The organism is Rheinheimera sp. (assembly GCF_020217005.1).
Classification (GTDB): domain Bacteria; phylum Pseudomonadota; class Gammaproteobacteria; order Enterobacterales; family Alteromonadaceae; genus Pararheinheimera.
The window spans coordinates 1-10,000 of record NZ_JAIWOI010000153.1 but is presented as its reverse complement, the minus strand read 5'-3'; the positions used below and the strand labels follow the sequence as shown (position 1 = coordinate 10,000).

Below are 10,000 nucleotides of genomic sequence, written 5' to 3'. Positions count from 1 at the left end.
GAGAGACTCGAATGTCTAATCAACTTATCGTCGCCAAATTTGGCGGAACTTCTGTGGCCGATTTCCCGGCTATGTCCCGTTGTGCTGATATTGTATTGGCCGACCCAAATATTCGTTTAGTGGCCGTTAGTGCCAGCTCAGGCGTGACCAATTTACTGGTCGATATCACCAAACAGACTGAAGTTCAGGCGCGTTATAGCTCTTATGAAGGCATTGAGCGTATTACTCTGGCTGTGCTGAATGCGTTGCAGCAACCAGAAGCTGTGGCTGCACAAATCAATACCTTGCTGGCTGACCTACGGAATCTGATTGAAACAGGTGGCGCTGTGTATTCGGGCGCGCATAAAGACTTAATCCAGTCCTTTGGTGAGCGTTTAAGTTCAGTGTTATTCACTCAGGTGTTAGCAGAGCGTGGGGCAGCGACGCACTGTTTTGATGTTCGCCGGGTACTGCGGACCGATAGTCGTTTTGGCAAAGGTGAGCCACAAATTGCGGCCATTGCTGAACTTGCGCAAACTCATTTAGAGCCGCTGTTGGCTGAACAGATAGTGGTCACGCAAGGCTTTATTGGTGCCGATGAAGCAGGACAAACCACCACCCTGGGGCGAGGTGGGTCGGATTACAGTGCTGCTTTGTTAGGTGAAGCCTTAAACGCGCACATAGTACAAATCTGGACTGATGTGGTCGGGATTTTCACCACAGATCCACGTCTGACCTCGGACGCCCGTTGTATCAATGAAATCAGCTTTGATGAAGCGGCTGAAATGGCCACCTTTGGTGCCAAAGTCTTGCACCCGGCGACCTTAATTCCTGCGATGCGGCGCAATATCAAAGTTTTTGTCGGTTCCAGCCGTGAACCGCAAGCAGGCGGCACCTGGATTGCCAAAACTGTCGAACATAAACCAGCCTACCGCGCCATAGCCTTGCGTAAATCCCAGACGCTGATCACGGTAAAAAGCCCCGAAATGTTGCACGCCGCCGGTTTTTTGGCCCGGGTCTTTGATATTTTAAGCCGGCATCAGATTTCGGTTGATTTAGTGACTACTTCGGAAATTTCAGTGGCTCTTACTCTGGATGAATCAGCGGGCAGCGCCTTTAATTCGGCTATAGAACCGGCCATTGAGGAGCTGAAGAGCTTTTGTGAGGTGACTGTAGAGCAGGGATTAAGCCTGGTAGCCGTTATTGGTAATCATCTGCACAGTGCAAAAGGCGTGACAGGTGAACTGTTTAGCGCTTTGGAGCAAATTAATATGCGGCTGATTTGTCACGGTGCTTCACGTCATAACCTGTGCTTTTTAGTGCAGGATGCTTCAGCGGCCTCAGTGGTGAAAGAGCTACACCAGAAGTTATTCAATTAATTCATCCTAACGGACAGGGTCGGTAAGGACCCTGTCTTTTTCTTTGCTTTTGCCTTACTTTAGACACTTCTGCATAAAAATCAGCAATTCAGGACACGTTAACCAGAGTTGATCTGGGTAGACTAAATAACTTCTTCTGGCTGACAGGACTCTAAGGATGGCAAATCAGGCGTATCTACTGCAACAATTAAACAAAGCCGTGTTGCTGATGGTAACTAAGTTGGATCAAGAGCAACAGGCTAGCCTGGACGAATTAGCTGAGGCTGCCGCTTTGTCTAAATATCATTTTCACCGCATTTACCGACTGCTGCTGGGCGAGACCTGTCAGCAAACTCAGCTCAGATTAAAATTGGCGAAAGCAGGACAGGCTTTAACTTTGGCGCAAAATTCAGTGACAGAAGCTGCATTACAAGCCGGTTTTGCTTCCTCTCAGTCTTTGGCAAAAGCCTTGCAGCGTGAACTTGGCAGTAATGCCACGGATTTGCGGTCTGATCCCGACCGTCTAAGCAGTGTGATGCAGGAACTGGCCAGGCCATGACAAGTGACAGAATCCCCCTATCAAGTCACTTTAGTCTCTCTGGCCGCTGGTACTGTGGTCAGTATTACTACACAGGGTTTATATCCTAAGCTAAACGATACTTATGGATCTTTGTTTAGTATGCTGGCAGATCAAGCTGGCATTCTGGCTATCCTTGGATTGGCTTATGAAGACGTTGACAGCGATGTTTCAGCCCGATTTGATTGCGCTTTGCTGGTCAAGCCATTACCGCAGCAACTGGACCCTGAACTACAACTGCAGCAGCTAAGCGCTCAGCAGTATCTGGTGTTTCGTCACCTGGGCGGGTATCAAAGGCTGTCGGACAGCATCGACTGGTTGTATGCCTATTGCTTAGATTGCAGCTTTTTTTTGCCAGCAGACAGACCCTGCTTACATCATTATCTGGATGATCCTGAACAGGTGGATGAAGACCTGTTACGCACTGATATTTATCTTCCGGTAGTGGCCTGCTAAACATTGTTATACCAGATATAAAAAGGCGTCGCTTTGCAAAGGACGCCTTTTGTTTTTATCTGTTCAGCAACTCAGACAAACAGTTGCTTCATATCCTGATAAATAACGGTAAACTCTGGCGAACGGTAGAAATCCACGCCAGTGATTAAACCACGGTCGGCATAAGGTTTAAGCGCCAGACGTGGTTCAGTTTTATCTTTGCAATGACCTTTTTGAATGGTTGCTATGCGGATAAAATCCAGATAGTTCACTTTGTCAGTGTGAGGCAATTTGGTATTCCACTGCTCAGCCACTTCAATCAGTTCTTCCGGAAATTCCCACTTACGTAAAATGCTGCCGCCTACACCACCTGCTAAATCTGTAATGCAGCCTGAGATAAAGTCTTTGTCACCAAACTGATCCAGATGTTTTTCGGCTTCAGTCAGAATAGGCAAAGCACCAATGTTATGGATCAGGCCAGCTAAAGTCATAGTGTCAAAATTGACCGGGCTGACTTTTAAATTGCTGTTGTATAGCTGCATAGCGGCGAGCGCGACAGCCGCTACTTCTAAAGTGTCTTGCCATACTTTGCTCATCATGCCTTTGATTAAATTAGAATGAGAGACAAACAATTGCTCGACTGCCATAGCCGTTACTATATTTTTGATATAACGCAAACCGATTCGTGTAACAGCCTGATGCAAGGAGTTGACATGCACTGAACGGCCTAAAAAAGCACTATTGGCAATTTTCATCATCCGTGCCGACATCGCCGGGTCATGAGAAATAATGTCAGCCATCTGGTTTAAATTTACATTTGGATCTTCTGCCATTTTACGAATTCGTAAGGCAATCTCCGGCAGACTTGGCAACACCAAAGTATCATTCTGGATCTTTTCAACCAGCAAGCTTAATAACGCGTTTTCGTTTGACATAAACTGAAACCCTGTGACAAAAAAGAAAAACTATCTGTTTGTTGTATCATGTTATTTGATGAATAGCTGAACATCTTGATTATTAGCGATTTTTGTAGGCTTTGCCCAGTACTAAACCAAAAGAATTTCCTATTTGTATAGAAATCAGGACTTATTCTGCTTCTTTGCCCGTTATTTGAAACAGCTTGTCACGAATATGCCAGAATCGCCCCTCCTTACGCGCTATAACGGCAGATGGGGGCTGAAATCTGTGGGCTTGTTGCAACACTTTGCGAATAGTCACATCAGTGAAGGGCCTGTGTCTGTCTACCAGGTGAGGTGGCACAAACAATGTTAAGAATTTTTGTTTTTGCGCTTTGGTCTGCAGGCTCCAGTATTCGGCTATTTCTGCGCCATCCGCAGAAAAATAACTGACTTTGAGTGAGCTTCTGCCTTCTTTCGTTTGGTGGCTTTGTAATTGCATTCGAGTGATGTAAAGCACTAAAGCATCTTTTAAGCTTAAGGCTTCTTTGAGTTTTTTGTCGTGGTCAACCAACACCAACCCACAGTCACCACAGTGACGGGCTGCAATATCATTTTCTGCTCCGCAGTCTGGACAAAACTTGGCTTTAAAACGGTAACCGCAGGCTGAAGGTGAGGCCGAATCATCTTCTTTGTAGCCCTGACAACGGCGACCATAATGCTCCAACACTAAACCTCTGTCGTCTGTTTTGCCCCAAAAGTTATTAAAAAAACCACACAAAGGGCAGGGGACAGTCACCAGTTCTGTGCCCGGCTCTGGTCGCAGTTCGCCTATATCAGGCTGCTCCAGATTAAACCTGTTTCCGGCATAATCCAGCACCAGACAATCAATTTTCCCAGGACTTAATCTCAGACCCCGGCCTACAATTTGCTGGTACAAAGTGACGGATTCAGTTGGGCGTAAAATGGCTATTAAATCTATATGAGGCGCATCAAAACCTGTAGTTAACACAGCCACATTGACCAGATACTTTAGCTGTTTTTGTTTAAAACTCTGAATTAATGCATCCCGTTCTTGTTGTGGCGTGTCGCCTAAAATCAAGGCGGTTTGGTTGGCCGGCAAATAGCCCAGTATCTCCCGCGCATGAGCTGTGGTAGCGGCAAAAATCATCACGCCGGTGCGGTTTTGAGCATGTTGTATCACCTGCTGAATGATCTGAGGTGTGGCGCGCTGCTGCTGATGAATACGTAAATCCAAATCAGCTTCTTTAAAATAGCCGCTGGCTGTGGGCTTTAAACCGGCAAAGTCGTAACTTAATACAGGAGCATCCATTAATACTGCTGGCGTAAGATAGCCTTCGGCCAATAAAAACCGAATAGGCAAATCAAAGATGCAGTACTTGAAAAAACGCTGTTCAGTGGTGCGGATCAGACCACGGCTATGGTACTGGTAGATCCAACCTGAACCTAAACGGTAAGGTGTTGCTGTTAAGCCCAGCACTTTGAGTTCCGGATTTTGTGTTTGCAAAGCACGAATGACTTTTAAGTAACTACTGTCTTCGTCATCGCCAACTCTATGACATTCGTCTATCACAAGTAAGCTAAATTGCTCGGTAAATTCACTCAGGTTTCGAGCCACCGACTGTACTGAGGCAAATACCACTTTTGCCGCAGTCTCCTTGCGACCCAGACTGGCTGAAAAAACGGCTGCCTCTAAGCCATAACTTCGATATTTGGCATGATTTTGTTCTACCAGCTCTTTGACATGAGCCAGCACCAATACCCGACCCCGAGCCAGTCTCGCCAGTTCGGCTATGACTAAGCTTTTACCTGCACCTGTGGGTAATACCAGTACAGCTGCCTCCTGCTTTTGGCGGAAATGCACCAGTACAGCCTGGACTGCTTGTTGTTGATAATCTCTTAATTGCAGCATAACGGTGAGTCATAAATACAAAAAGGGGCGCAACTGGCCCCCTTTAGTATTTTGATCCAGATCACTGAATACCGTGGTTAGAAAATACTGTGGCGCGGTCCGCTAAAAACGTGATTTTGATATTTTTAGCGTCGTCACCCCAGCGACAGCTTTTTGTTCCAATGGCTTCCTCGCAGTGAGTGGCTTTGCCCAAAATATGCGTCACTTCATCATAAGTCATACCAGCTTTGACTTGATTATAATTATCTTGTGTCAGTTTACTGCACGCTCCTAACAAGCCCAGTGTTACCAACAAAACCACGATTTTTTTCATAACCGATTCCTTGTGTTATTTAACTGCCTAAATTGTTTTCGCCACAGTATCCGCTGGCGGTGTAAAGCGTTTTACCTGAATAATCACTCCTAAACGTGGATGATCCAGATAGTGAATTTGACCTAAAGTTAGGCGAGCACTTTGTTTTACCGCGATTTGTGCTGGTTGGTTCGTGTCGTCGGTCTGACGCAGATAAAAAGTACCGTCCAGCTGAATAAAGCGCCCTAAGCGTAATTGCAATACTGAATCAAATTGCCACGGACTGTACCACAATTGCAAGCTGCTTTGACCTTGTTGCACTGCGGCTAGTTGCTGCTGAACCTGTTGCATTAAGTCTATAGTCTGGTCTGTTTCTGCCTCTTTGTTGGTTTCAGTTTGATGCAGGCCTGCATACCAGCGAGTGCGGCTGTTACGGCCTGAAATTAACGGCTGACGCCAGGCTGTGTGCAATAACAGTTGTTTACCTGATTCGCGCTGTAGTTGATACGCTAGGTTTTTCAATTGCAAATCATTGGGGCCAACCAGATAAGCTGTGTCTTGTGCCAATCCATCGCCGGTGAAGGTCGCTGGAATTTGCGCTGGTGCTGGTAGCTGTAACGCCAGTTCTTCGGCGGTTAAAGCTCTGCTGATCAGTTGTCCATCAGCATCCCACTGCTCCATTTGGCAATTCTGGAAATTCAGTTGATACAAAGATGCGGGAACAGCATCTGACTCCAACTGCACGTCTAATGAGTCTGCTGCGGGCTTTGTCTGTGTACTTTGCTGGTGTTCAATTAAAAGTTGCTGAATTTGCTGCTGTGTGGTCACCGACAGTGCCTTAGTGTCCACTGCAGTTCCTTCTGATGCTGCTGGACTCATTGGAACGCAAGCCGGAACAGCCTTGATTAAATCAGCCAAAGCGGGTTGCACCAAAGGACGCATTAAATCCATCGCATTGCTGGTTTTTAACTCTGCGGTGGGCGCTTCGAACTGCTCTTTTAAACTTTTGTCCGCACTGCGGCTAAAAGCTATTAATTCTATTTCATACCAGCTATTGGCAAAGGCTGCACTTGATGCAAATAAAGCGACTAAGCCTAAACCCAGCGATGTTAGACGCAGATGTTTCATGATGCTCCTGTCTGATGTTTAGCAAAGTCGTCCAGCATAAAGCTGACAAAAGCGAATCTGCTATTGGTATCAGGTAAATCTTTGATAAATTTCAGTTTACTTCCCCCCTCTAGCTTAAAGACTTTCGACTGTGTCTGAATCAGCTGAATAATGTAGGAAGGGTTGACTGTTGTCCGTTCGCCGAATTCTAGCACACCACCTTTGCTGTTGGCTTCCAGTCGTTTTATGCCAAGCTGTTGTGCCTGCATTTTTAACTCTGTGATTTTGACCAAATTTTTTGCTGCGTCAGGCAATAAGCCAAAACGGTCGATCAATTCAACCTGCACATCATCCAATTCCTGCTCGTCACGACAGGAGGCTAAACGCTTGTAAAAAGACAAACGTAAGCTGACGTCAGGTATATATGAATCAGGCAGCAGGGCAGGCAGTTTCATATCCAGTTCGGTTTGTTGGTTCAAAAGTGCATCCAGGCTGGGTTCTTTGCCAGCTTTTAAAGCTTCAACTGCCTGTTCCAGCATTTCCATATACAAACTAAAGCCAACGGATTCGATTTGGCCACTCTGCTCGTCACCTAATAACTCACCTGCACCACGAATTTCCATGTCCTGACTGGCAAGCGCAAAACCAGCTCCCAGATCCTCCAGGGCTGAAATGGCTTCAAGGCGTTTTTCCGCATCTTTAGTCAGGCGTTTCGGTGGCGGTGTTAATAAGTAGGCATAGGCCTGATGGTGCGAACGACCAACCCGGCCACGCAATTGGTGCAACTGCGCCAAACCAAAATTATCTGCTCTGTTGATGATAATAGTGTTCGCTGTGGGGACGTCTATACCGGTTTCGATAATGGTGGAGCAGAGCAGCAGATTAAAACGCTGATGGTAAAAATCAGCCATGATTTGCTCTAACTCTCGCTCACGCATCTGGCCATGAGCAATGCCTATCAACGCTTCAGGTAGTAGCACTGCTAATTCTGCTGCGGTTTTCTCAATAGTCGCGACGTCATTATGCAGGAAATAGACCTGACCACCACGGGAAATTTCCCTTAGTACGGCTTCGCGTATTAAACCTTCTTCGTATTCACGTACAAAAGTTTTCACTGCTAAACGTTTGGCAGGTGGTGTGGCGATAATAGATAAATCTCGCATGCCAGACATCGACATATTTAAAGTACGGGGAATAGGAGTGGCAGTCAGCGTCAGAATGTCTATATTGGCGCGCAAGGCTTTGATTTTATCTTTTTGCCGGACGCCGAATCTGTGTTCTTCATCGACAATAAGCAAGCCAAGGTCTTTAAACCTGATGTCGTCCTGCAGTAATTTATGGGTACCTATCAAGATATCCACTTTGCCTTGTTCGGCCTCTTCCAATATGGCTTTTTGCTCTTTCGCGCTGATAAAACGTGACAGTACAGCCACTTTAACCGGCCAATTGGCAAAACGGTCACGGAAGTTCTCAAAATGTTGTTGTGCCAAAAGCGTGGTCGGTACTAAAACAGCCACTTGCTTATTGTCATTAACGGCCACAAAAGCAGCACGCATCGCGACTTCAGTTTTACCAAAACCTACGTCACCACAAACCAATCTGTCCATTGCACGCTCAGCCTGCATGTCGGCAAGCACAGCTGCTATAGCGTCAAGTTGATCCACTGTCTCCTGATAAGGGAAACCGTCGGCAAAAATTTCATATTGATCGGCTTCAATTTTAAAGCCATAACCCGTTTGGGCTGCACGCTGGGCATATACGTCCAACAGTTCTGCCGCCACATCCCGCACTTTTTCCGCCGCTTTGCGCCGGGCTTTTTCCCAGCTGTCATTGCCAAGTTTATGCAGCGGTGCATTGTCTTGATCTGAACCCGTATAACGGCTGATTAAATGCAGGGAGGATACAGGTACATACAACTTGCTGCCGCCAGCATATTCGATGGTGACAAATTCGGCGCTGACACCTGCCGCATCCAGCACCTGCAGGCCTTGATAACGTCCTATACCATGCTGTAAATGGACCACTGGCTGACCAACGGATAGCTCGGCCAGATTACGTATTATGGTGTCACCAGAGATCTGCTGGCTGTGTTTGCGCTTGCGTCTTTGGGTTACTTTCTGGCCAAACAACTCATTTTCACTGACTAACGCCAGCGGGCCTTCCTCTGGTTTGACTTTCGATTGGTCTGCACTGGACTGGAGTAAGCAGCCTTGTTCCAGCGAACCTATCACTATGCCTAAATCCACCTGGTCTGTTAAAAACTCTTCCACAGACTCAAACTGCTGTAAGCGGATCTGGCTTCGCTGCATAAGTTGCAACAAGCTTTCGCGGCGGCCTTCAGATTCAACAAAAAACAGCATCCGGCCTTGTTGTTTTTTGATTGCAACAATGAATTGCTGCAGTTTTTCTAATGGGTTTTTTAACTGATGATTCACTGTCAGTTCTGGTAATTCAGTGACAGCGGCGTTGAATTGCCCGGCTCGCTCTGGCAATTCAGCGCGACTTAAGCGCAGGCGCGGCCATTGTTTTAACTGGGCGAAAAACTCGTCAACAGCTAAATACAATTCCTGAGGTTTCAGAATAGGCTTAAGTAAGTCTATAGCTCTGTCCTGATATCGACGTTGTAAGTCGTGCCAGAAACGTTCGGCTGCGGCTTCCAAATCGCCCACAGCCAGCATCACGGCTTGTTTCGGCAACATGGAAAACAATGGCACTGTCTGTTCAGCAAATAGTGGCAAATAATATTCAATACCTGCAGGCATCAGACTTTGACTGACCTGCATGTATAGCGACTCTTTTTCGCTGCGGGCAGGGAAACGCTCGCGATAACGGATGCGAAAACGCTCTATTGCAGCTTTGTCCTGCGGGAACTCATGGGCAGGTAACAGTTCAATTTCATTAACTTGTTTTACAGTGCGCTGATTATCCGGATCAAACAGGCGAATGCCGTCAATTTCATCATCTAAAAAGTCAATGCGATAAGGCTGAGTGCTGCCCATAGGGTACAAATCTAACAAGGAGCCGCGCACAGAAAATTCACCATGTTCCATGACTTGATCAACAGCTCTGTACCCTACAGCAGCAAGTTGCTGACGCAACGCTGTTAAATCTAATTGCTGACCTTTTTTCAGTACCAGACTGTATTGCTGCAAATAGCTGGCGTCTGTTAAACGCAACAAGGCGGTATTAAGCGGCACTATCACGACACCATGCTGCAATCTGGGCAGGCTATACAAGGTTTTTATCCGCTGTGAAATTATGTCCTGATGCGGTGAGAATACGTCATAGGGTAAGGTTTCCCAGTCTGGGAAAGTCCAGACGTCTGCCGCATTGTCATGAAAAAAAACCGTCAGTTCTTGTTCCAGCCTGAGTGCTGTAGTGGTATCCGGCACTATGACAATATAAAGGCCTTTTTGGCCTTGA

At 46.5% G+C, this 10,000-nt stretch carries 8 protein-coding genes; 3 read left to right on the top strand and 5 right to left on the bottom strand.

Annotated features, from left to right (window positions below; translation table 11 throughout):
* The 3 genes from lysC to LDL40_RS07510 form a co-directional block, all read left to right on the top strand.
* On the top strand, positions 1–1,358 hold a 1,358-nt coding region (lysC, locus tag LDL40_RS07520), incomplete at its 5' end, for a lysine-sensitive aspartokinase 3 (protein WP_367304306.1).
* Between the two features lie 157 nt (positions 1,359–1,515).
* Positions 1,516–1,896: a helix-turn-helix domain-containing protein gene (locus LDL40_RS07515; RefSeq protein ID WP_300994635.1), complete on the top strand. Its 381-nt coding sequence runs from the start codon at positions 1,516–1,518 to the stop codon at positions 1,894–1,896.
* A gap of 3 nt (positions 1,897–1,899) precedes the next feature.
* The gene (locus LDL40_RS07510; protein WP_300994625.1) at positions 1,900–2,370 is read left to right on the top strand and encodes a GyrI-like domain-containing protein; all 471 of its coding nucleotides are present in this window, start codon (positions 1,900–1,902) and stop codon (positions 2,368–2,370) included.
* A 71-nt stretch (positions 2,371–2,441) separates the two neighbouring features.
* On the opposite strand, the gene LDL40_RS07505 is transcribed toward LDL40_RS07510, so the two are convergent.
* The 5 genes from LDL40_RS07505 to mfd all read right to left on the bottom strand — a co-directional run.
* The gene (locus LDL40_RS07505) at positions 2,442–3,284 is read right to left on the bottom strand and encodes an HDOD domain-containing protein (RefSeq protein ID WP_300994623.1); all 843 of its coding nucleotides are present in this window, start codon (positions 3,282–3,284) and stop codon (positions 2,442–2,444) included.
* A gap of 151 nt (positions 3,285–3,435) precedes the next feature.
* The gene (locus LDL40_RS07500) at positions 3,436–5,178 is read right to left on the bottom strand and encodes a DEAD/DEAH box helicase (protein WP_300994621.1); all 1,743 of its coding nucleotides are present in this window, start codon (positions 5,176–5,178) and stop codon (positions 3,436–3,438) included.
* 61 nt (positions 5,179–5,239) lie between these two features.
* Entirely contained in the window at positions 5,240–5,491 is a 252-nt protein-coding gene (locus LDL40_RS07495; RefSeq protein ID WP_300994620.1) for a DUF3862 domain-containing protein, read from the bottom strand.
* 27 nt (positions 5,492–5,518) lie between these two features.
* Positions 5,519–6,598 carry a CsiV family protein gene (locus LDL40_RS07490; RefSeq protein ID WP_300994619.1) on the bottom strand — a complete coding sequence of 360 codons (1,080 nt, stop codon included), beginning with the start codon at positions 6,596–6,598 and terminating at the stop codon, positions 5,519–5,521.
* A partial coding sequence (gene mfd, locus LDL40_RS07485; protein WP_300994618.1) for a transcription-repair coupling factor occupies positions 6,595–10,000 on the bottom strand: 3,406 nt, incomplete at its 5' end. The genes LDL40_RS07490 and mfd, both read right to left, overlap by 4 nt.

What these genes read in the sequence shown, in the direction of transcription:
- LDL40_RS07515 (WP_300994635.1), top strand. Translation starts at nt 1,516, where the DNA reads ATGGCAAATCAGGCGTATCTACTGCAACAATTAAACAAAGCCGTGTTG.
- LDL40_RS07505 (WP_300994623.1), bottom strand. Translation starts at nt 3,284, where the DNA reads ATGTCAAACGAAAACGCGTTATTAAGCTTGCTGGTTGAAAAGATCCAG.
- LDL40_RS07500 (WP_300994621.1), bottom strand. Translation starts at nt 5,178, where the DNA reads ATGCTGCAATTAAGAGATTATCAACAACAAGCAGTCCAGGCTGTACTG.
- LDL40_RS07495 (WP_300994620.1), bottom strand. Translation starts at nt 5,491, where the DNA reads ATGAAAAAAATCGTGGTTTTGTTGGTAACACTGGGCTTGTTAGGAGCG.
- LDL40_RS07490 (WP_300994619.1), bottom strand. Translation starts at nt 6,598, where the DNA reads ATGAAACATCTGCGTCTAACATCGCTGGGTTTAGGCTTAGTCGCTTTA.